This window comes from Streptomyces sp. NPDC091209 (genome assembly GCF_044757755.1).
Taxonomy (GTDB): Bacteria; Actinomycetota; Actinomycetes; order Streptomycetales; family Streptomycetaceae; genus Streptomyces.
In genome coordinates this window covers 264274-285752 of sequence record NZ_JBIVVR010000002.1, presented here as the reverse complement: position 1 = coordinate 285752, position 21479 = coordinate 264274, and the positions used below count along the sequence as shown (strand labels likewise).

Here is a 21479-nt window from a genome sequence, read left to right as displayed (position 1 = left end):
GGGCCCACCGCACTGCCCGAAAGCGCACCCCGCGCTTCCCCCGGGTACGGCCCCGCCGCCCTGCCGCGTCGCGTGCGGCCGTCGCACAGTGGCAGGGGTACGTCCAGATGCTGCACCAGACTGCGAGGTGGACCGTGATGCGCACCGCCGGCCCCGGTGGGCGGTACCGCCCGGGGAGACTCGGGGCGTCGTTGCTGCTGCTGATCCCGCTGCTCGCGGTGACGGCGGCCTCCGGACAGGGCAGCGCCCAACCCCGGCCGCAGGCGGCTGCCGACACCACCGGCACCCGGGTCGCCTACGCCGGTACCGGGCACCGCAGCCTCGGCACGGTCGCCACCACCACCTCCAGCACCCCGCTGTTCGGTACGGGCCCGGCCCACTACGACGTCCAGCCGTCCGCCCTCGGTGACCAGATGGTCTTCGCGAGCCGGCGCGACGAGAAGACCCCGCAGATCTACCTGCGAGCCGCCGACGGTTCCGTACGACGTCTCACCTTCGGCATGGACGCGGCGCACCCCCGGCTGACACCGGACGGGCAGTCCGTGGTGTTCGACGCGGCCGGGTCCGGGGGTCCGGACGGCGGGACGCAGCGCGACCTGTGGCTCGTACGCACCGACGGCACAGGTCGTCTGACGCGGCTCACCGACACGCCCGCCGACGAGGAGGGCCCGACGGTCTCCCCCGACGGGAAGCAGCTGGCGTACTCCAGTGACGGCGACGTGTCGGTGGGACGGCAGATCTACGTACGGCCGCTGGCGGGCGGCACCCCCACCCGGATCACGGGTCCCGCGAACGGCACGGCGTCCGAGCCGGCCTGGAACCCGGTGAACGACGACGAGAACCGGGACTGGATCGCGTACACCGCCACGACCACCGTCGACGGGAAGAGCGTGCCCCGGCTGCGGGTGGCGAACGCGGCCGGGACCGGCGACGAGCCGCTGTTCGGGGGTGCGTACGCGACCTGGCGTGCCCACGGGGCGGCGTGGAAGCCCGACGGGGACGGGGTGGTGTTCCTGAGCCCCGAGACCACCTGTACGTGCGAGGGCGACTACGACCATGTGTTCGGTTCGCTCGCGCACTCCGACCAGGAACCCGCGCTGGTGCTCAACGAGGACCGGGAGGTCCTCTCGCCCACCTGGCTCGGCCCGCTCGACGGCGGCGGCGTGGTGGTGGAGCGCACCTCGGCGGCAGCCCCTGACAAGAACCACCCCGGCGCCCACGTGGTGACGCTGCAGGACATCCGGGCGGACGGGGCCGACCCCCGTGACCTGGGGCTGACGATCCTGAACGAGGACCCGGCGGCCGACACCAACACCGATCCCGCCAAGGACCCGCTGTTCCGGCCGGCGTCCGGGTTCGACCCGTGGACCGAGCGGCAGAACTACACGCCGGACGGACGCCGGATCGTCGTCACCCGTTTCGAGACCGACGCCGACGGCCGGCGGATCGAGCGGATCTGGATGGTGGACGCCGACGGTTCCAACGCGGCGCCCATGCCGCTCAAGGACCGCGCCGCGACGGACTGGGACACCGACCCGACGTTCTCCCCGGACGGCAAGTACCTCGCCTTCACCCGGACTTCGCCGGGCGGCGTCGGTGAGGCCGCGGGTCCCAGCAGCATCCTCATCGCGGACGCGACCACCGGGGCGATCACCGGCAAGGTCACCCCGCCGGCCGGACAGCTCCAGGGCCAGGACGCCCAGCCCACCTGGTCCTCCGACGGCACCACCCTGGCCTTCACCCGCAACTTCGAGATCAACGGGGGCGGCGGCAACAAGCACATCTGGACCGTGCCCGTGAACGACCTGTCCCGGCAGGACGACCTGAGCGCCAAGATCTGCCCGGGTGACTGCGAGGTCATCGACGACAGCCCGGCGTTCTCCCCGGACGGTCTGCGTATCGCCTTCAACCGCAAGAACGGCGCCGGCCGGATCGACGAGCAGAACGGCATCCTCCTGACGTCGCTGACGGGCGCCGGCTGCCAGGTGCTGCTGCCCACCGCCGCCCGTGACCTGCCCGGCGCCTGCGGCCGGGAACTGCCGGAGAACACCGGCCCGTTCCAGCCCCGGGACGCCGCCTGGACGGCCGACGGCAAGGGGCTGGTGATCAGCGCCCGCCCCAGTCGTCCGGTCAACACCCCCGAGAAGCTCAAGCTCCTGGACATCGCGTCCGGCAAGCTCACGAAGCTCACGACCGAGCTCGCGGGCCGGCAGAAGGAACCCAGCGTCCAGCAGTCCGTGGACCTCGCGGTCCAGGCGCCCGGCACCGCCCCGGAGGTCACGGTCGGCGACTCCACCACGGTCCAGGTCGGCGTGGTGAACAACGGACCCGCCGCCTCCCCCGGCACCACGCTCACCATCGCCCCGCCCGCCGGTGTGCAGGTCACGAAGGTGACCTGGCCCGGGCACACCTGTGACGCCGCCTCGCTCCAGTGCAACGTCGGCGTGGTGGAGCCGGGCGGCACCGTCCCGGTGACCGTCACCCTCACCGGGGTCACCGCCGGCGACCAGCCGGTCGACTGGTCGGTCAGCGGTACGGTCCTGGACCCGGAACCCAGCGACAACGCCGGCCGGACCGTGGTGCCGGTGCGCGAGGCCACGCCGCCCCCGACGCCCACCCCGACCCCGACGCCCACTCCGACGCGGACTCCGACTCCGACACCCACCGTGCCCCCCAAGGCGCCCGAGCCCGACGCCGGGCCCGGGGTGAGTGTTTCGGCCCGGCCCAACCCCGGCTATGTCGGCGGCCGTGTCGTGGTGACGTACACCGTGCGCAACGGCCGCAACGCGCTGGCGACCGGGCTGCGGCTGCGCATCGGCCTGCCCAAGGGCATCCCGAACAGCGGCCCGCCGGAGGGCTGCGACCGCTCCTGGGTGTGCGCGCTGCCGGACCTGACGCCGGGCGCGAGCACGGTCGTACGCGTCGTGCTCAGCCCCGACAAGGCGCTGACCGGCCGTGTCACCGGAGTCCTCACCACCACCGGGACGGACGCCGACAAGAACGACAACACCGCCCGGCAGCGGCTGCGCATCCTCCAGCCCCGCATCGTCGCGGTGCCGGCGATCGGCAGGCCCGGCTTCGTCACCTCGGTGCGCGGCAAGGACTTCCCGCCGGGAGTGCCGGTGCGGTTCACCTGGAATCCGGGGATCACCGCGGCGGCGGCGCCGACCGTGCCGAAGTCGGACGGCACCTTCATCGGCCAGTTGCTCATCCTCGCCAAGGACCAGACCGGACCGCGCACCATCACCGCCAAGGGCCCCGGGTTCTCACCGGTGAAGACCGACTTCCTGGTGGTCAGCGGCAGCGTGCAGCCGCCCGACGAGGTGACCCGCCGGTGATCCACGAGGTCGACGAGGGGTTGCGCCGGCTGCTCGGCGAGTCGGGCCTGCAGGCGTCGGGCATCGACGTGGTGTTCGACGCCCCCACCCGGGACTGGGCGGCGCGCCGCAGCGCCCCGACGGTCTGCGTCTTCCTGTACGACATCCGCGAGGACGCCGTCCGGCGCGGCAGCGGCGCCGGGGAGGTGTACGACGCGGACGGGCACCTGGTGGCGCGGCGCACCCCGCCCCGCTGGTTCGAGCTGACGTACCTGGTCACGGCGTGGGCGAGCCGCCCGCAGGACGAGCACCGGCTGCTCTCGCAGGTGCTCGCCACGCTGGTGGCCACCGACACGCTGCCCGCGCGGCTGCTCACCGGCACGCTCGCCGAACTCGGCCTGACCGTGAGCCTGGACGCCGGAGGGGCCGGGCTCGACGCGCCGGCCGCCTCCGATGTGTGGTCGGCGCTCGGCGGAGAGCTGAAGGTGTCGCTCGGGGTACGGGTACGGGCGCCGCTCGCCGGGGTGAGCACGGCCGTCGCGCCGCCGGTCACCGAAGGGCTCGTCGTGCGCTCCGCCGCCCGCGGAGAGGACGGCGAAGCGGCGCCGGGACGTCGGCTGCGCTACAGGGAGACGACGGACCCGGGCGCGGACGGCTTCGCCGGCCCGCGTGAGCGGGGCCCCGCCCCGGCCAGGCGGCGCCACCGGGGAGACCGTCAGCCGTGACCCACACCGCCGAACCCGTATCCGTCACCGAACCCGTATCCGTCACCGAACCCGTAGCCGCCGACGCGGACCACCTGTGGGCGCGGCTTCGCGCGGTCGAGGAGCGGGTGCGGCACGCCGTGGCCGTCCGTCGTGCCGGCGATCCCGATCCCGACGACCCGTATCGGGGGCAGTACCTCAGCCCCGAGGCGGTGGCTCGCATCCTGGACGAGCCGGGTGGTCTCGACGTACCCGCCCAGGAGCCGTGGCGCCCGCCGGCCGGGTCCGTTCTCGACGGCCTCGCCCGGCGGTTCGGGCTGTCCCCGCTGGAGCTGGACCTGCTGCTGGTCGCGGTGGCGCCCGACCTGGACGCCCGGTTCGAGCGGCTCTACGGCTATCTCAACGACGACCTGACGCGCCGTCGGCCCACGGTCGGGCTCGCCCTGGAGCTGTGCGGGCTCGCCGGCGCGGCAGCCGCCCGGTTCCGGCTCGCCCCCGGGGCGCCGCTCGTCGCGAGCGGTCTGCTGGAGGTCACCGAGCCGGAACGGCCGCCGCTGTCACGGGTGTTGGCCGTCCCCGACCGGGTCACCGCGCACCTGCTGGGCAGCGCGCGGCCCGACGCCCGGCTCGCCGGGGTGCTCGGCGAGGCCCGCGAGGACCCGACCGCCGAGGCGGCGGAGGTCCACCGGACGGCGGCCGCGGCCGGGACCGGCATGGGCCTCGTCCATCTGCGCAGCCGGGGCGGCGACGCCGAGGGGCTGGCCACCGCCGCCTTGCACGCGGCCGGGCTGCGCCCGCTCGTCCTCGACGCGGTGGCCCTCGCCCGGCGCCCCGGCGACGTACCGGAGCTCGCCCGGATCGCCGCCCTCGAAGCCCGTCTGACCGGTGCCGGGGTCGTTCTCGGCCCGCTGGAGTCGCTGCCCGCGGAACCGGGCGAACGAGCCCGGACGTTGGGGGCGCTGTGCGCGGCGCTGCGCGGGATTCCCCTGTTCACGCACGGCACCGGCACCTGGGACCCGCTGTGGGCGGCCGACACCCCCGTCGTCCTGGACGTGCCGGCGCCGTCGCCCGAACGGCAGGCCGAGCGGTGGCGGCACGCCCTCGACCATGCCGCGGGTGACGGCTGTGCGACCGGCGACGTAGAAGCGCTCGCCGAGGCCGTCGCCGCGCACCGCCTGGACTCCGGGCAGTTGCGCCGCGCCGCCGACGTGGCGACGCGTACGGCCGCCCTCGCGGGCCGCCCGGTCCGCGCCGACGACCTGCGCACCGCCGTACGGGCCCAGAACGGCGCGGGGCTCGACCGGCTCGCCCGCCGGGTGGAGCCGGGCGTCGGCTGGAACGATCTGGTGCTGCCGCCGACCACCCACCGGCGGCTGCGCGAACTCGCGCTGCGGGCCCGCCACCGCGAGCAGGTGCTCGGGCAGTGGGGGATGCGGCCCGGCGGCGGCCGGGGGCGCGGCGTCATCGCGCTGTTCGCCGGCGAGTCGGGTACCGGCAAGACCATGTCCGCCGAGGTCGTCGCGGCGGACCTGGGCATGGACCTGTACGTGGTGGACCTGTCCACAGTTGTGGACAAGTACATCGGGGAGACCGAGAAGAACCTGGAGCGGATCTTCACCGAGGCGTCGGCGGTCAACGCGGTGCTGCTCTTCGACGAGGCCGACGCGATCTTCGGCAAGCGCTCGGAGGTGAAGGACGCGCACGACCGGCACGCCAACATCGAGTCGGCGTACCTGCTCCAGCGCATGGAGTCGTTCGACGGCATCGCGGTGCTGACCACCAACCTGCGGGCCAACCTGGACGAGGCGTTCACCCGCCGCATCGACGTGGTGGCGGACTTCCCGGTGCCCGACCCCGGCCAGCGCCTCGCCCTGTGGGAACGCTGCCTGGGCGAGCGGCTGCCCCGGGCCGGCGACCTGGACCTCGCCTTCTGCGCGGACCGCTTCGAACTCGCCGGCGGCTCCATCCGCGCCTGCGCGGTGACCGCGGCCTACCTCGCGGCCGAGTCCGGCGAGCCGCTCACCATGCGGCAGACGGTCACCGCGATCGCCCAGGAGTACCGCAAGCTCGGACGGCTGGTCCTGGAGAGCGAGTTCGGGCCGTACCTCGCGGAGGCCACCGGCGCCTGAGGCCGGTGGCGTCCTGCCGCCCCGTCAGGACTTGACCTGGAGCGTGGCGTTGCTGAGATCCACGCTGTTGGGCAGCATCGCCTGCGGACGCAGGAGGTCCTTGAGGAGGAACCTCATCAGTTCCGTACCGGACATGTTCTTCAGCCGTTCCGCCAACGCGGGGTTGACCTCCTCCAGCCGCATGATCTCCAGCACCGCGCGGTCCACCAGGCCGGGCACGATGTCCCTGCCCTTCAGGGTGTTGGAGCGGAGCCGCTCCTTGTACTCCTTCTTCCCTTCGCCGGAGCCGTAGGTCATCGTGCTGTGCTCGTCCGCCCCGGCCTGGATCTTCGCGTACGAGATCTGGGCTCCGCGCTCCGGGTCCCGCTCCTGCTGGGACAGCTCCATGATCTTCATGAGGTCCACGTCCGCCTTGCCGGCTCCGAGGTCGAAGTTCCGCACGGGCAGGGAGAATTCGGCGGGCATCTTCTCCTGGCGAGTGGCCAGCTCGCTCTTGGTGGCCGAGGGGTCGGTGGGCTTGGCGTTGATCGTCGGATACTCCCGCTGGGCGAAGTCGCTGAGCATCAGCCAGCCCTGGGACTCCAGGGGTGAGTCCGCGAGCGGAATCTCGAAACGGGCCTTTCCGAACCGGGTGTCACGGAACTCGCTGCCGGGCGCCTCCAGGAAGAAGAAGACGAAACCCTCGTTCGCGAGGACGTGCTTGTCGTAGCCCTCGGAGTTGTTGGGCGCGGCGGGGTCCGCCTTCAGCAGCTCCGTCTTCGACTTGATCTGGCCTGCCTGCTGCAACTGCTGTGCGCGTTCCGCGTCCTTGGTGTAGTGGATCAGCACGCTCTGCCGCAGGGCGGTGCCCAGCGCCTGCTCGACGCCGCTCACCCAGTCCTTGCGCCCGCGGCTCGTGATCTCGTTGGCCATTCCGGCCCGGTTCATCTCGGAGAGCTCGCGGAAGTAGCTCGGCCCGCTCATGGCGAACGCCACGGCGCTGTCGGCCCAGGTCTCCTCGTTCCAGAGCAGGCCGTTCGCGGTCATCGCCTCGAAGGGGCCGCGGGCCTCCGCCGGGAAGTCGGCGTCCCGGCCGATCTGTTCGGTCACCCGGTCGTTCTCGGCCTTGAGGGCCGTGCGGGCCGCGGTCAGGAAGTGCCTGGCGGACGCGGTCTCCCGGTCGGGCTTTCCTTGGAGGTTGTCCTCGGCGCTGCTGACGGCCAACAGCAGCCCGATCACCTGCTGCGCACAGTGCATGGGGTCACGCTTGGGATCCCGGTCGTACTCCGCGATGTCCTGGCGAATCTCCGCCAGCTCCTCGGACTCCTGCGCGGGAGCTCGAGAGAAGGACTTGAGGAAGGACGACAGGGAGTTGCCGCCGGCCCCGACGGCCGGCAGGTTGCCCGAGAGTTCCTCCATGCCCTTGCGCTGGATCACCGCCGCACCGGAGGACGCGGGCGCCGCGGTGTCCGCCTCGGCCCGTTGCACGGGCGCGGGCCCCGTCATGATCCGGTGCGCGTTCGCCTCCGCCTCCCGTTCGAAGCGGTCGGAAGGGTCGGACACGCGCAGGCCGTTGCCGTGGTCCGTGCCCGCGACCGGACCCTGCCGCTGCTGCACGACGTGGGTGAGCTCGTGGGCGAGGGTGTGCTTGTCGCCGCCCCCGGCGCCGAGGACGACATGGCTGCCGGAGGTGTAGGCGCGGGCCCCGATGGCGTGGGCCGAGCGGGCGGCGGCGGTGCCGGTGTGCAGCCGTACGTCGGAGAAGTCGGTGCCGAACCGGGACTCCATGTCCTGGCGCACCGGCGCGGCGAGGGGTTTGCCGGCGGAGCCCAGGACCCCGTCCACCCCGTGGTCGGGCTGCTCCACCACGGGTGCGGGGTGGGCGCGGCGGGCGATCATCGCGGTCACCGCGGCGTTGCCCGCGCCGCGCTGCGCCACCTGGAGCGCGTCGGGGGTGAGCGGCGGCGGCATGGCGGCGCCGCCCGGGGACGTTTCCCGACGGGCGGCGGCCGGGCCGCGTGCGGCCTGCCGGGTCTCTGCCTGCTCGTTCTGCTCGGTGTGCGCCCCGGACGTCCGCACTTCGCTGCCTCCTCGTCGGCCGCACCCCTGCTGCGGCCCCCAGTGGACCCCCCGGGCGAACGGGACGTCCAGGTCCGTACGGGCAGAACGAGGGCAAGTCCGGGCGGCAGTCGGTCGGTTCACACAGGCAGCGGAAGGCAGTGATCCTGCCCCTCACCAGGTCCCCGCGGCCCTGTCGTCCCGGCGGATCCCCGAGCAGACTCGGCCTGGACACAGGTGACCGACCCGTAGGACGCGAAGGAGCAAGCATGCCGACGTACCTCACCCCGGGCGTGTACGTGGAGGAGGTGCAGTCCGGTGCCCGACCGATCGAAGGGGTCGGCACGGCCGTCGCCGCGTTCGTCGGGTTCGCCGAGCACGGCCCGTTCCACGCGCCCACGCTGGTCACCAGCTGGGACCAGTACACCCAGCAGTTCGGCGGCTTCACCGAGGGCGCCTACCTGCCCCTCTCGGTCCACGGCTACTTCGCCAACGGCGGCGGCGCCGCGTACATCGTGCGGATCGGCGGCCGGGCCGAGGACGCCTCCGCCCCGTCGGTCGACGGCGGCCGGCGCGGCACCAAGGCCGCGGTGCCGGTGGCCCTCGGCGGCTTCCTCGTCGCGGCCAGGCCGGGTGTCACCGGGGTGTCGGTCGAGGTCGCCGACGCGGACGGCGAGAACACGCCGGAGGACCGCTTCAAGGTCCTGGTCCGCCAGGGCGACCAGGTCGCGGAGACGTACGAGGCCTCCACCCGCAAGAACGTCAAGGGGTACCTGGTCAACCAGGCCCGCGCCTCCAAGCTGATCGAGGTCACCGAGCAGCAGGGCGCCAGTCAGGCCAGGCCCGCCGGCCAGACCCTGGCTGTGCCGGACGGCCCGGCCGCGCCCGCCGCGAACGGCTCCGGCGAGGTGTCCCGCCTCAACCCGGCCGAGTACGTCGGTGACGCCGCCGCCCGTACCGGGTTCGGCGGCCTGGAGACCATCGACGAGATCACCATGGTCGCCGTGCCGGACCTGATGAGCGCCTACCAGCGCGGCGACATCGACGCCGAGGGCGTGCGCACCGTGCAGCTCGCGGTGATCTCGCACTGCGAGCAGATGGGCGACCGCGTCGCCGTCCTGGACACCCCGCCCGGCCTCTCCGCCCAGCAGGTGCGCACCTGGCGCAACGACGAAGCGGGCTACGACTCCCGGTACGCCAGCCTCTACTACCCGTGGGTGCGGGTCTTCGACCCGGCCGCCGGACGCAACACCACCGTGCCGCCGAGCGGCCACATCGCGGGTGTGTGGGCGCGCAGCGACGCCGAGCGCGGTGTGCACAAGGCGCCCGCCAATGAGGTCATCCGCGGCGCTGTCGACCTGGAGCTCCGGCTCAGCAAGGGCGAGCAGGACCTGCTGAACCCGATCGGCGTGAACTGCGTACGGGCCTTCCCCGGCCGGGGCATCCGGATCTGGGGCGCCCGCACCCTCTCCTCCGACCCGGCCTGGCGCTACCTGAACGTGCGCCGCCTCTTCAACTACCTCGAAGAGTCCATCCTGCTGGGCACCCAGTGGGTGGTCTTCGAGCCGAACGACGACCGGCTGTGGTCCAGCATCCGGCGCAACGTCACCTCCTTCCTCACCGAGGAATGGCGCCGGGGCGCGCTGTTCGGCCGCACCGCCGAAGAGGCGTTCTACGTGAAGTGCGACCGGGACAACAACCCGCAGGAGTCCATCGACCAGGGCCGGGTCATCTGTGAGATCGGCGTCTCGCCGGTCAAGCCCGCGGAGTTCGTGGTGTTCCGGCTGGCCCAGTTCTCCGACAGCACCAGCCTCATCGACGAGTGACCGCGGGTCAGTAGAGAAGCAGAGAAGAAGACCCGTAAGGAAAGGTGACAGACAGTCATGGCAACGGGCGATGCTCTTTCCACCCACGTCTTCGGCGTGCAGCTCGGCGGCTATCTGGTCGAGTCGATCCAGGAGATCAGCGGACTGACCGTCGAGGAGGAGGTCGTCGAGGTCAAGCAGGTCAGCGCGGAGGGCAAGCAGATCATCCGCAAGCAGCCCGGCGCCCGGCAGGCAGGTGAGATCACGATCACCCGGGGACTCGACCAGAGCAGCGAGTTCACCAAGTGGATCAAGGAGACCCTGAACAACGGCGCCGTGAACTCCGCGCGGCAGAACCTCACCATCGAGATCAAGGACACCGAGGGCAACACGGTGCGCCGCATCCAGCTGATGCAGGGCTGGGCCTCCAAGTGGGAGGGCCCGTCCCTGAAGGCGGGCGAGTCGTCTCCGGCCACCGAGTCGGTCACGATCGTGTTCGAGGAGATCATCGTCGAATGAGGCGTCGTACGGTGACGGCGGGCAACCTGGAGGAGATCCTCCAGGCGACGGAGCCCGCCCAGGCGCCGGAGCGGGCGGCGGCACCTCCGGCCGCCGCCCCGCCGCGCCGCGAGGACCACGGGCTGCGCACCGAGTTCGAGTTCGAGCTGCCGCGCGGGTACGTCGACGAGGCGGGCACGGTGCACCGCCACGGCTCGATGCGCCTAGCCACGGCCCGCGACGAACTGCGGCCCCAGATCGACCTGCGGGTCAAGGAGAATCCGGCGTACCTGAGCGTGGTGCTGCTGAGCCAGGTGATCACCCGGATCGGCTCGATCAGCGATGTCCACGCCGGGATCGTGGAGCGGATGTACGCCACCGACGTGGCCTTCCTCCAGGACTTCTACCGCCGGGTCAACAGCGAGGGTCACACCCGCGCCGCGGTGACCTGTCCGCACTGCGAGGGCGGCTTCGAGGTCGACCTCTCGGGTGGGCGCCTGGGGGAATCGTGACGTACGCCCTTCCCCGGCTCCGGGAGGAGATCGCGTACGTCGCCTACCACTTCCACTGGCGGCGCGAGGAGATCCTCGACCTGACCCATGACGAGCGCCGGCAGTGGGTGGCGGAGATCGCCCGAATCAACACCCGTGTGAACGAAGGCGGTTGAGCACATGGCATGGCGGGACAGGCTGCGCCGCCGGGCCGCCGCGCCGGACGTCGCGGGACCCCGGTCGCCGGGCGTGACCGGCACCCCGGGGCCGTCCGCGGGCGGCACCCCGGGTTCCGCCGTGCCCGGCGACTGGGACGGCGGCTGGCGCCGTACCGCCGCGCCGGAACTCACCGTGTCCCGGGCCCCGTTGGGCGTCAGCGACGGCCTCGCCTTCCGCGCGGGCCTCGCCGCCTGGCAGAACCCGTCCTTCGACGCCGGCCTCGGCCACGCCCTGCTGCCCACCGCCCCGACCGGCCTGGTGAGCGGCGTCACGCGCCCGGCCGCCACCCCGCGGCACACTCAAAGCGCCGGGGGTCCGCTGCTGCTCCGGGCACTGCGTCCGGAGGGGGCGGACGGGCCGGGGGAGAGCGAGGGCAGGGCGGACACGCCGACCACCCAGGTCTCACGCCGGACACGTCCAGGCGCGCGGTCATCCGGCCCGGCACCCCTGGGGGAGCGTTCCGGTGACAACGGAACTGTGGGGAAGGGCCGTTCGGGCGACGCCGGGCGGGCCCGCGGTCTCACGTCCGCGCACTCTCCCGCCGTGCTCTCCTCGTCTCCTTCCGCTGCCCCACGGGCCGGGCGGCCGGACGCCGGCCCGGTTGTGACGCCGGCTGCTCCCGCGACCCCGCTGGTACGACGTGTGGCCGTGGTCCCGCCCGCGGCCGCTGACGGATCCATGGCCCGGCCCGCCGCCAGGACGCGGCCCGCCCCGGCCGAGCCGTCCCGTCCGCCGGCCGGTTCCGGGGGCCGTACACCTTCCGGACCGGCCGTCCAACGCACCGCGACGGGGCCACAGTCAGCCGGGGGAGCCGGGCAGTCGGAGGCATCCCGTGCCGCCGACTCCGACGTGTCCCACCCGGCCGTCCGGGTCCGCCCGGTGGGGGCCGCGCTGACCGTCGCCCGGCGCCCCGCCGGACCCGCGCGCCGCGTCCCCGCCCTGCGTCCCACCGCCGTACCGGCGCCCGACAGCGCCACCACCCCTGACCCGCCCGGCCCGGCCTCCGCCCCGGTGCGGCGCGCCGCCACGCGCGAGGCCGGCCGCGGGCCCCTCGGCGCCCCGCTGAGTGAACTGCCCTCCACGGCGACACCGTTGCCGCGGGGCATCACCGCGCCCGGCACCGGATCCGCGACCGGTCCGGCGCTGCCCGTCGTCCAGCGCCATGCGGAAGGCGGGGGCGGCACTCCGGGACCGTACGACGGCGGTACGAGGGGAACGGCGCCCACCGCGCCGCGCCGGACCCCCGACCCCGGCAACGGCGGGGCACGCGCGCGTGGCGGCCTCGGCGCGCCGCTGTCCGCGCTGCCGCCGAGCGCCGAGGTGCCCGGTACCGCCGCGTCCGGTGCCCGCGCCTTTCGCCCGGACGTCCAGCGCGCCACGACCCGTCAGGACCCGGGGTCCGGCGCCGCTCCGGCGCCGCCCACGCCCGACCGCGACCGGACACCCACCGAGGCCGCACCCCGCACGCCGGGCGCGCCGCTGCTGGGGACGGGCGACGTCCAACGCCGCCTGGCGAACCCGTCCGCCACCGGGGGCACCATGTCGCCCGGCCCCGCGGACCACGCAAACGGGCCCGCCACACCGCTGGTGACGCCGTCCGCAGCCGCCCCGGCCCACGGTCCGGCAGACGCCGTGGGCCCGGCCGGGAACGTGCCACGACCCGGCACGACGTCCGGCGGGCAGCAGCCCCAAGGACCCTCCGTTCCGGGCCCGGTCGTCGTCGCCCGGACCGTGGCCGACGGCACCGGGGGCGGCCGGACTCCCGGCGGGTCGGGCATCGACGGGCGACGGCCCCGGGACGCCGCCGTCCAGGGCCGTGCCGCCCAGGGCCCGGCGGTCGTCGCGCGGGCGACGGCCGAAGGCACGGGAGCCGGTTCCAGTTCCGGTTCCGGCAGGCACCGGTCCCAGGGCCCCGCCGCCCCGAGTCCGGTCGTCGTCGCCCGTGCCGTGGCCCGAGGCATCGGAGGCGCGCGGCCCTCCGGCCCGGCAGACCCGCACGGGCTCCCCGTGACCCGCTCCACAGCGCACTCCGCCCTGTCGGCACCCCGCACTCTCTCGCTGCTCGCCGAGCGTCGGCTCACCCTGAACACCCGTGCTCCGGAAGGGGTGGCACAGCCCGCCGTCTCCCGCTCCGGCGGCCGCCCCGTGGTGGCGGCGCGCTGGCCCGGCGCACCGGCCGCGCCCCGGAACGACTCCACGCCGACCGCCGAGCCGCCCGCGCGCCGGTCCGGCATCTCGGCGCCCTCGCCGGGCGGCCCCGGGACCCCCGCGCGCCCGGCGCCCGGCCCGTCCGCCCTCGCCCCGGCCACGCCGCAGGTCCAGCGGGCAGCAGCTCCGTACTCCGGACCGGAGGGTTCGGGCGTACCGACGACCCGCTCCCCGGTCCCGGTCCAGCGCGTCCCGGTCGTCCGGCCCGCGCCGCCCCGCCGGGCGACGGCCGCCCCGGTCGCCGCCGTACCGGCGAGGCCCCTGCCGGTGACCGCCCCGCAGGCGCCGCCGCTCGCGGACCGTCCGCCGGCCGGCTCGGCACCGGGGGGAGCCGTCCCCGTGGTCCGGCCGAGGACCGTTACGGCGGCCGGCGGGACCAGTGGGACCGGTGGGACCGGTAGGACCGGCGAGGCGGCACTCCCGGTGCAGCGCGACGCACGCGGCCGCCCGCGGTCGTCCTCCGCGCCCCCCACACCGCCGACAGGCGCACCGGCCAAGGAGGTTCCGGCACCCGGCCGGAAGCGGTCGTCGTCCGTGTCCTCCGCGGCCCCCGCAGCCACCGCGTCGGCCACGTCGTCCGCCGCCTCCGGCAAGAACGCGGCCCGCCGCACCGAGACACCCCAGGACGACCCCGGCCTGGACCTGGACGACCTGGCGCGCCGCCTGCTCGACCCGATGGCCCGGCTGCTGCGCACCGAGCTGCGCCGCGGCCGGGACCGCACGGGCCGCCCCTACGACGGACGACGCTGAGAGCCGGAACGGATGACGGACGAATGACGGACAACATCTTCGCGACGAGCGTGTTCTTCCGGCTCGCGATCGGCGGCAACGACCTGGGCGCCTTCCACACCTGCTCCGGCATGGGCGCCGAGGTGGAGATGGAGAGCTACGCCGAGGGCGGCAACAACGGCTTCACCTGGCAACTGCCCGGACGCGTGACCTGGTCGAACATCACGCTCACCCGGCCGGTCACCGCCGACACGGCGAAGATCGCCCGCTGGCTCGACGAGACGCTGAAGCGGGTGGAGCCCAAGGACGGCGAGATCGTGGCCCTGAAACCGGACCTGACGAAGATCATCAGCTGGCAGGTGTTCGGGATCGTCCCGGTGCGGTGGCAGGGGCCGTCCTTCGACCCCGCCAGTTCGCAGGCCGCGGTGGAGACCCTGGAGATCGCCCACGAGGGGCTGCGCCCGTCCTGACACGCCCTCATCAACCAGCGCCCCACCACGTATCGGCCCCCGGAAAGGAGGTCCCGCCATGTCATCAGCGCGCGCCAGCCGGGCCAGGGCCAAGCTGACCCTGAAGGAGCCCCCGGCCTCGGTCGGCGCGAAGCCCGGCGGGACCGTCGCACAGCTCGACCTCCAGTTCAACCCATCCACCCTGCAGCTGAGCAAGACCACCGAGTGGCGGCGCTCCCCGTCCCGGATGGCGGGGCAGTCGGCGCTGCCCGAGTTCGTCGGCAGCGGCCCGCGCACGCTGAGCCTGGAGGTGTTCCTGGACGCCACAGCCAAACACGACAACTCCGTGGAGCAGGCGGTGGAGAAGCTGATGAAGGCGTGCGTGCCGACCCCGGCCAGCCTGGGCCGCAAGAAGCCGGCCAGCCCGTGGGTCCGGTTCACCTGGGGCACCGCCCGGACGACGTCGTTCGACGGGGTGCTCTCCAGCCTGTCCGTGTCGTACACGCTGTTCGACGTCGACGGCAGGCCGCTGCGGGCCACCTGCGCGCTGTCGATCGAGGAGGCGAGCGTCGACCCGCCGGGCCAGAACCCGACGTCCGGCTCGCGCACCGCCCGCAGTACGCACACCGTGGTGGCGGGCGACAGCCTGGCCATGCTGGCCTGGCGGGAATACGGCGACGCGACGGCCTGGCGGGTCATCGCGGAGGCGAACGGAATCGACGACCCGATGGCGCTCGCGCCCGGCACCGAACTGGTGGTGCCGGGGCTGCAGGACGCGGGCGGTGAGGAGGAGCGATGACCGCCGAGGCAAGGGGCCGGCTGTTCACGGCGGACCCCGTGGTGGAGACGCCCGCCGAACTCCCGCAGATCTGGGCCGCCCAGCTGGTGAGCTGCGTGGTGGACGAGAACGTGGGCCTTCCCGACGCGGCACAGCTCACCTTCCGCGACCCCGACCACGAGTTCCTGCAGGCGACGGGCATCACCATCGGCACCCCGCTGAAGGTGTCGGTGGTGACCGTGTCCGGGCAGGCGCGCGAGCTGCTGTTCAGCGGCGAGGTGACGGCCCTCGAACTGGACAGGGACAGCACGGGCTCGTTCACCGTGGTGCGCGCCTACTCCAAGGCGCACCGCCTCCAGCGGGGCCGGAAGGTGGTGGCGTACCGGAACATGACGGCGTCGGCGATCGTCCGCAAGGTGGCCGCCGGGGCCGGGCTGGCCTGCGGCACCGTGCAGGCCGGCTCGGTCACCTACAAGCAGCTCTCCCAGGCGAACGTGTCCGACTGGGACTTCCTGCAGTTCCTGGCGGGGGAGAGCGGCGCGCTGGTGCGCGTCGACGACAAGGGGCTGCTCCAGTTCACCAAGCCGGTCAAGGCGTCCGGCGCGCCCGCGCCGTCGACCTCCTCGTCCCGCAACCCGATGGTGCTGGAGTACGGGGCGAACCTGCTCGCGCTGCGGGCCTCGCTGTCGGCGGCGGACGGGGCGTCGCAGGTGGAGGTGCGCGGCTGGGACGTCACCACCAAGAAGCCGCTGGTGTCCCGGCAGCCGTCGGTGACCAGCGACACGGTGGTCCCGGGCCTGAGCCCGGCGCTCGCGGCCGGCCGGTTCGGCAAGTCGGCGAAGCTGACCGTCACGGACACCCCGTACCGCACCCTGGCCGAGACGACCGCGGTCGCGGACGCGGTGTCCGGTCAAGTCAGCGCTGGTTTCGCTGAGTTGGAGGCGGTGGCCGAGGGCAACCCGCAGCTGCGGGCCGGCAAGCCCGTGGCGCTCGGCAACGTCGGGCAGGCGTTCTCCGGCAAGTACACGGCGACGGCGGTGCGGCACGTCCTCGAACCGCACGGCGGGTACCGGACGACGGTGTGGGTGAGCGCCAGCCCGGACCGCTCCCTGACCGGCCTGGTGACCGGCGCCGACGCGCCCGGCCGCGGCTCGCGCCTGCCGGGTCTGGCGATCGGCGTGGTGACGGACGTACGCGAGATCGGCGGCGCCGAGAGCGGCTCGGTGAAGCTGAAGTTCCCGTGGCTGGACGACACTTACACCACCGACTGGGTGCGCACCGTGCAGTGGGGTGGCAAGGGCGGCGGAGGTGTGTTCAGCCCCGAGGTCAACGACGAGGTCCTGGTCGGGTTCGAACAGGGCCTGCTGGACAGCCCGTACGTCATCGGCGGGCTCTACAACGGCGTCGACAAGCCGTCGCCCCACAAGGTCCCGCTGATCGACAAGGCCACCGGGAAGGTCAACCGCCGCTCCATCGTGTCGCGTTCGGGGCACCGGATGGAGCTCCTGGACGCGAGGGCTCCTGGCCAGTCCGGTCTCAGGCTCGTGAGCGGTGACGAGCGACTCGAAGTGAGCCTCGACCAACGGCGGGGCCGGATCGAGCTGACGGTGTACGCCGGGAAGGGCGGGCAGCCCCTCACCTCCGTCCTGCTCGACAAGAAGGGCATCACCCTGGACGCGGGACGGGGCGACGTGAGCATCTCGGGCGGGAACGTGGACATCCAGGGCCGGGTCGGGGTGAAGATCGGCGGCCGCACGGTGAGCGTCACCGGCAGCGCGGACGTCACCGTCGACGGCGGTCTGCTCGGCGTCCTCAAGGCCAAGCTCATCCGGATCAACTGAGGCTCGACACCGTGAACAGCGAATGAGGATCGACACCGTGACCAGCGAAAGGAGCACCGCATGCCGGCCGCAGCCCGTACCGGTGACCCCACCAACCACGGCGGTGTGATCGCCACCCCGCCGCCCGGCGCCGCCGCGGCGGTGGCCCGGGTGCTGATCGGCGGCCGTCCCGCCGCCGTCGTGGGCAGCCTGCACGCCTGCGTCATTCCCCCGCACGCGCTCCTGGGACCGGGCAACGTGATCATGCCCGACCTGGCCGGGCTCGCCTCGGGCCAGGTCCTCATCGGCGGGCTGCCGGCCGCGCGGGCGCGCGACAAGACGACATGCGGCGCGATGATCGTGACCGGCGCTCTCAACGTCCTGATCGGGGGCCTGTGATGAGTGAGCGGTTCAGCAGCCGGCGTAGCTGTCCGCTCCCGTCGCGCGCCGGGCGCCCCGCCCGCGGTGGCGTGGTCCTGCCCACCTGCGGTGGCGTGGTCCTGCCCGGCGCTCCGGGCGTCCGGACCGGGAGCGTGTCATGAGCGACCGGTTCATCGGCCGAGGCTGGGCGTTCCCGCTGCGGGTCGGGCCGACCGGCGGGATCGGCATGGTCGAACGGGAGCGGGAGATCGAGGAGGCGATCCGCCTGGTGCTCGGCACCGCACCCGGCGAGCGCCCCATGCGCCCCGAGTTCGGCTGCGGCATCCACGAGTACGTCTTCGCCCCCGGCGACGGAGCCACCGCCGGACTCATCGCACAGCAGGTCCGCGAGGCCCTGGAGCGGTGGGAGCCGCGCATCGCGGTGGACGACGTGGTGGTCGCCTACGACGCCGTCGAGGCCGGAACCCTCTACATCGACGTGCACTACACCATGCGTTCCACCAACGACCGGCGCAACCTGGTGTTTCCCTTCTACACGATCCCCTCCGAGGAGGGGGCCGAGGAATTGGTTGCCGACTGATGGCCCTGCCCTCCCCCAACCTGGACGACCGGCGGTTCCAGCAACTCGTCGACGAGGCGAAGCGGTACGTGCAGCAGCGCGCCCCGGAGTGGACCGACCACAACGTCTCCGACCCGGGCGTCACCCTGATCGAGACGTTCGCCTACCTCGTGGACCAGTTGCTGTACCGGCTGAACCGGGTCCCGGACAAGAACTACACGGCGTTCCTCGACCTGTTGGGCATCCGGCTGTTCCCGCCGGCCGCGGCCGCGGCCGAGGTCGACTTCTGGCTGTCGGCGCCACAGCCCGACACGGTGACGCTGCCCCCGGGCACCGAGGTGACCACCGCGGGCGGCGAGGGCGACGAGGCCGTGGTGTTCACGACCGCTGACGAACTACGCATCGTGCCGAGCGAGTTGATACGGCTGGTGACCGCGCCCCGGACCGGTGAGCAGACCGACAGGACCAGGACGCTCGCCGAGGCCGGCGACGTACCGTGCTTCCAGCCCGCGCCGGAGCCGGGCGACGCGCTGCTGTTCGGCCTGCCGACGGCCGTACCGCGCTGCGTGGTCGCCGTACAGCTGGACAGCCGCACGGAGGGCGTCGGCGTGGACCCGCGCCAGCCCCCGCTGGTGTGGGAGGCGTGGGCCGGCGGCGGTTGGCAGGTGTGCGAGACCGGTGAGGACACCACCGGCGGCCTGAACCGGCCCGGCGAGGTCATCGTGTACGTACCGGCCGGGCACACGGCGTCGGTGATCGGCGGGACCCGGGCCGGCTGGCTGCGCTGCCGCGTCACCGAGCCGGAACCGGGCCAGCCGTTCTACTCGGAGTCCCCGACGGTGCGCGAGGCGGTGGTGTTCACCGTGGGCGGCACCATGTCCGTCGAACACGCCGAGACCGAGACCGACGTACCGCTCGGCACCTCGGAGGGGGTCTCCGGGCAGACGTTCCGGCTCGGCCGCCCGCCGGTCCTCCTCGACGGCGAGCCCCCCGTGGTGGAGGTGTCCTCGGAGGAGGGCTGGCAGCGCTGGGAGGTGGTGGAGCACTTCGGCCGCTCCGGCCCCGCCGACCGGCACGTCCGCGTCGACGCCACCACCGGCGAGTTCGGCTTCCCGCCGGTGCTGCGCGAGCCGGACGGCACGCTGCGGCAGTGCGGTGCCGTGCCGCCCAAGGGCGCCCAGATACGGGTGGCCCGCTACCGCACCGGCGGCGGACCGGCCGGCAACGTCGCCCGCGGCGCGATCTCCGTGCTGCGCAGCTCCGTTCCCTACGTCGCCCGGGTCGTCAACCGGGAGGCGGCGCGCGGCGGCGTCGCCGGCGAGACCATCGACAACGCCAAGCTGCGGGCACCGGACGCGCTGCGCATGCAGGAACGCGCGGTGACCGCCGAGGACTACGAGATCATCAGCCGCCAGGCGGCACCCTCGGTGCGCCGGGTCCGCTGTCTGCCCGCCGCGGACGGCGCAGGCGCGGTACGGGTCCTGGTGGTGCCGGACGCGGTGGCCGACGAGGGCGACGACCGGCTCCGCTTCGAGCAGTTGATCCCCTCCGACCAGGTGCTCCGAGCGATCACCGCGAGCCTCGACGAACGGCGCCTGATCGGCACCCGCCTCGTCGTGGAGCCGCCGGCCTACCAGGGCGTCACCGTGGTGGCCCGGCTCGCGGCGGCGCCCGGCGACACCGACCGGGTGCGCGACGCGGCGCTCGCCGCGCTGTTCCGGCACATCAACCCGCTGCACGGTGGTCCGGACGGCACGGGGTGGCCCTTCGGACGGCCGGTGCAGTACGGCGATGTGTTCGGCGTGCTGCAACGCGCCACCGGCAACGCGCTGGTGGAGGAGATCCTGCTGTTCGCCGCCGACCCGATCACCGGGCGGCGCGGAGCACCGACGGACCGCGTCGACGTGGCCGCGGGCGCGCTGGTCTTCTCCTACCAGCACCAGGTGGTCGTCACGGCGATCGAGCCTGACGCGGGGACGGGGAGTCGGGGATGAGCCGCGCCGCCGTACCCGGCCTGCCCAGCCAGTACCCGATCGGCGGGCAACTGCCCGCCCTGTACGCCGACGACGACTTCGCGCAGCGGTTCACGGCCGGCCTCGACACCGTCCTCGCCCCGGTGTTCGCGACCCTCGACAACCTGCCCGCCTACCTCGACCCCCGGGTGGCTCCGAGCGACTTCCTGGCCTGGCTGGCGTCGTGGGTGGGCGCCGCCGACCACCCGCAGTGGCCGGTGGAGCTGCGCCGCGAGGCGGTCGTCCGCGCGGTGGAGCTGCACCGGTGGCGCGGCACCAGGCGCGGCCTGGTCGAGGGACTGCGGCTCGCGCTCGGCGTGCACGCCGAGGTGAGCGGGGACGGCGGCGCGGCGTGGTCGAGCACCGCCGGTACCGACCTGCCGCCCGAGCCCCCCGCCGAGACCCTGGTCCGGGTGTGGCCGGGCCGCGAGCCACGGGTGGACGAGCGCCGGGTCCACGAGGTCGTCCGGGCCATGTGCCCGGTGCACACCGTCTGCCGGGTGGAGATCCTGCCCGGCCCGCCCACCGACGAAGGGAGGTGACGTCATGCGCGCCTGTCCCGTGTGCGGGGCGTCCAACGGCTCCACGGACGACTTCTGCGGCAACTGCGGGTCGTACCTGGGGTGGTCGGACAGTACGTCGCCTTCGCGTACGCCTGAGGAGCCGCCGGCATCGGGTACGCCCGCGGAGCCGCCGGCATCGGGTACGCCAGCGGAGTCGCCGGCATCGGCTACGCCTGCGGAGCCGCAGGCATCGGCTACGCCTGCGGAGCCGCCGGTCACGCGTGTGCCCCGGCCCACGGCTTCGGAGCCGCAGGCATCGAGCACACCTGCCGAACCCTCGGCCGCACCGGGTGCCACCCGGCCCGAGCCGCCGGCCGCCACTCCGGCGCCTTCGTCGCCCCCGGCCGAGGAGCCGGCGTCCGCCGCGCCCGCCCGGGGTTCGTCGTTGCGCACCCGGCTGACGGGTCGAGGCCGCGGTGAGCAGCGGGGGGCGAGCACGGCGTCGGCCGCGGGCTCACGCGCCCGCGCCCGCGACGGCGAGGGCTCACGCGCCCGCGACGGCGAGGTCTCACGCGCCCGCGACGGCGCGGGTGAGGGCGCGGACTCCGGGACCACCTCCGGCCAGTACGGGGAGACGGGAAGCCCCGCCCCCCGGCCCGGCCCGGCCGATGCCGGTGCCGAGCCCTCCGCTCCCGTCCCTCGCCCGACCACCCGCGGCGCCTCCCACACCGGCGATGCCGCCCCCACGAGCGCGGCGTCCGCGGCACCTGTCACCGACCCCGTTCCGGCCACTCCACCTGCTGCGGTCCCTCGGAACTCGCCGGTTCCCCGGCCCCGGGC

General features: G+C 74.0%; 16 protein-coding genes. 15 read left to right on the top strand and 1 reads right to left on the bottom strand.

The annotated features are described in order from the left end of the window. Nucleotides 1–137: 137 nt before the first annotated feature. Genes ACIQRL_RS08235 through ACIQRL_RS08225 form a run of 3 tightly spaced genes read left to right on the top strand, consistent with a single transcriptional unit; the run spans nucleotide 138 to nucleotide 6150 of the window. Nucleotides 138–3338: a hypothetical protein gene (locus ACIQRL_RS08235; RefSeq protein ID WP_401328699.1), complete on the top strand. Its 3201-nt coding sequence runs from the start codon at nucleotides 138–140 to the stop codon at nucleotides 3336–3338. Then, nucleotides 3335–4042: a DUF4255 domain-containing protein gene (locus ACIQRL_RS08230; RefSeq protein ID WP_401328696.1), complete on the top strand. Its 708-nt coding sequence runs from the start codon at nucleotides 3335–3337 to the stop codon at nucleotides 4040–4042. Before ACIQRL_RS08235 ends, ACIQRL_RS08230 begins: the two co-directional genes overlap by 4 nt. After that, nucleotides 4039–6150: an AAA family ATPase gene (locus ACIQRL_RS08225; protein WP_401328694.1), complete on the top strand. Its 2112-nt coding sequence runs from the start codon at nucleotides 4039–4041 to the stop codon at nucleotides 6148–6150. The genes ACIQRL_RS08230 and ACIQRL_RS08225 overlap by 4 nt, the downstream gene beginning before the upstream one ends. Nucleotides 6151–6174: 24 nt before the next feature. On the opposite strand, the gene ACIQRL_RS08220 is transcribed toward ACIQRL_RS08225, so the two are convergent. Beyond that, the gene (locus ACIQRL_RS08220; protein WP_401328691.1) at nucleotides 6175–8208 is read right to left on the bottom strand and encodes a DUF4157 domain-containing protein; all 2034 of its coding nucleotides are present in this window, start codon (nucleotides 8206–8208) and stop codon (nucleotides 6175–6177) included. Nucleotides 8209–8456: 248 nt separating this feature from the next. On the opposite strand from ACIQRL_RS08220, the gene ACIQRL_RS08215 reads away from it, so the two are divergent. The 12 genes from ACIQRL_RS08215 to ACIQRL_RS08160 all read left to right on the top strand — a co-directional run bounded on the left by ACIQRL_RS08215 (nucleotide 8457) and on the right by ACIQRL_RS08160 (nucleotide 20678). After that, nucleotides 8457–10013, top strand: a complete 1557-nt coding sequence (locus tag ACIQRL_RS08215) for a phage tail sheath family protein (protein ID WP_401328689.1) — start codon at nucleotides 8457–8459, stop codon at nucleotides 10011–10013. A gap of 57 nt (nucleotides 10014–10070) precedes the next feature. Beyond that, a complete protein-coding gene (locus ACIQRL_RS08210; protein ID WP_189151609.1) occupies nucleotides 10071–10511 on the top strand; it encodes a phage tail protein in 441 nt (146 codons plus the stop codon). Continuing rightward, nucleotides 10508–11002, top strand: a complete 495-nt coding sequence (locus ACIQRL_RS08205; RefSeq protein ID WP_328670482.1) for a hypothetical protein — start codon at nucleotides 10508–10510, stop codon at nucleotides 11000–11002. The genes ACIQRL_RS08210 and ACIQRL_RS08205 overlap by 4 nt, the downstream gene beginning before the upstream one ends. Continuing rightward, entirely contained in the window at nucleotides 10999–11157 is a 159-nt protein-coding gene (locus ACIQRL_RS08200) for a DUF6760 family protein (RefSeq protein ID WP_328670483.1), read from the top strand. The genes ACIQRL_RS08205 and ACIQRL_RS08200 overlap by 4 nt, the downstream gene beginning before the upstream one ends. A 4-nt stretch (nucleotides 11158–11161) precedes the next feature. Then, nucleotides 11162–14158, top strand: coding sequence for a hypothetical protein (locus tag ACIQRL_RS08195; RefSeq protein ID WP_401328685.1), 2997 nt, complete (start codon nucleotides 11162–11164; stop codon nucleotides 14156–14158). 23 nt (nucleotides 14159–14181) lie between these two features. After that, nucleotides 14182–14607 (top strand): phage tail protein, encoded by a 426-nt coding sequence (locus tag ACIQRL_RS08190; protein WP_261704786.1) that lies wholly within the window; start codon nucleotides 14182–14184, stop codon nucleotides 14605–14607. Nucleotides 14608–14665: 58 nt separating this feature from the next. After that, on the top strand, nucleotides 14666–15385 hold the full coding sequence (locus tag ACIQRL_RS08185) for a LysM peptidoglycan-binding domain-containing protein (protein WP_401328682.1): 720 nt from the start codon (nucleotides 14666–14668) through the stop codon (nucleotides 15383–15385). Then, entirely contained in the window at nucleotides 15382–17205 is a 1824-nt protein-coding gene (locus ACIQRL_RS08180; protein WP_401328679.1) for a VgrG-related protein, read from the top strand. The genes ACIQRL_RS08185 and ACIQRL_RS08180 overlap by 4 nt, the downstream gene beginning before the upstream one ends. Before the next feature lie 60 nt (nucleotides 17206–17265). Then, complete coding sequence (locus ACIQRL_RS08175; protein ID WP_328450225.1) at nucleotides 17266–17583, top strand: PAAR domain-containing protein; 318 nt, start codon at nucleotides 17266–17268, stop codon at nucleotides 17581–17583. A 139-nt stretch (nucleotides 17584–17722) separates the two neighbouring features. After that, the gene (locus tag ACIQRL_RS08170; RefSeq protein ID WP_401328676.1) at nucleotides 17723–18145 is read left to right on the top strand and encodes a GPW/gp25 family protein; all 423 of its coding nucleotides are present in this window, start codon (nucleotides 17723–17725) and stop codon (nucleotides 18143–18145) included. Next, complete coding sequence (locus ACIQRL_RS08165; RefSeq protein ID WP_401328674.1) at nucleotides 18145–20118, top strand: putative baseplate assembly protein; 1974 nt, start codon at nucleotides 18145–18147, stop codon at nucleotides 20116–20118. The genes ACIQRL_RS08170 and ACIQRL_RS08165 overlap by 1 nt, the downstream gene beginning before the upstream one ends. Continuing rightward, the gene (locus ACIQRL_RS08160; protein WP_401328671.1) at nucleotides 20115–20678 is read left to right on the top strand and encodes a phage tail protein; all 564 of its coding nucleotides are present in this window, start codon (nucleotides 20115–20117) and stop codon (nucleotides 20676–20678) included. Before ACIQRL_RS08165 ends, ACIQRL_RS08160 begins: the two co-directional genes overlap by 4 nt. Nucleotides 20679–21479: the final 801 nt, after the last annotated feature.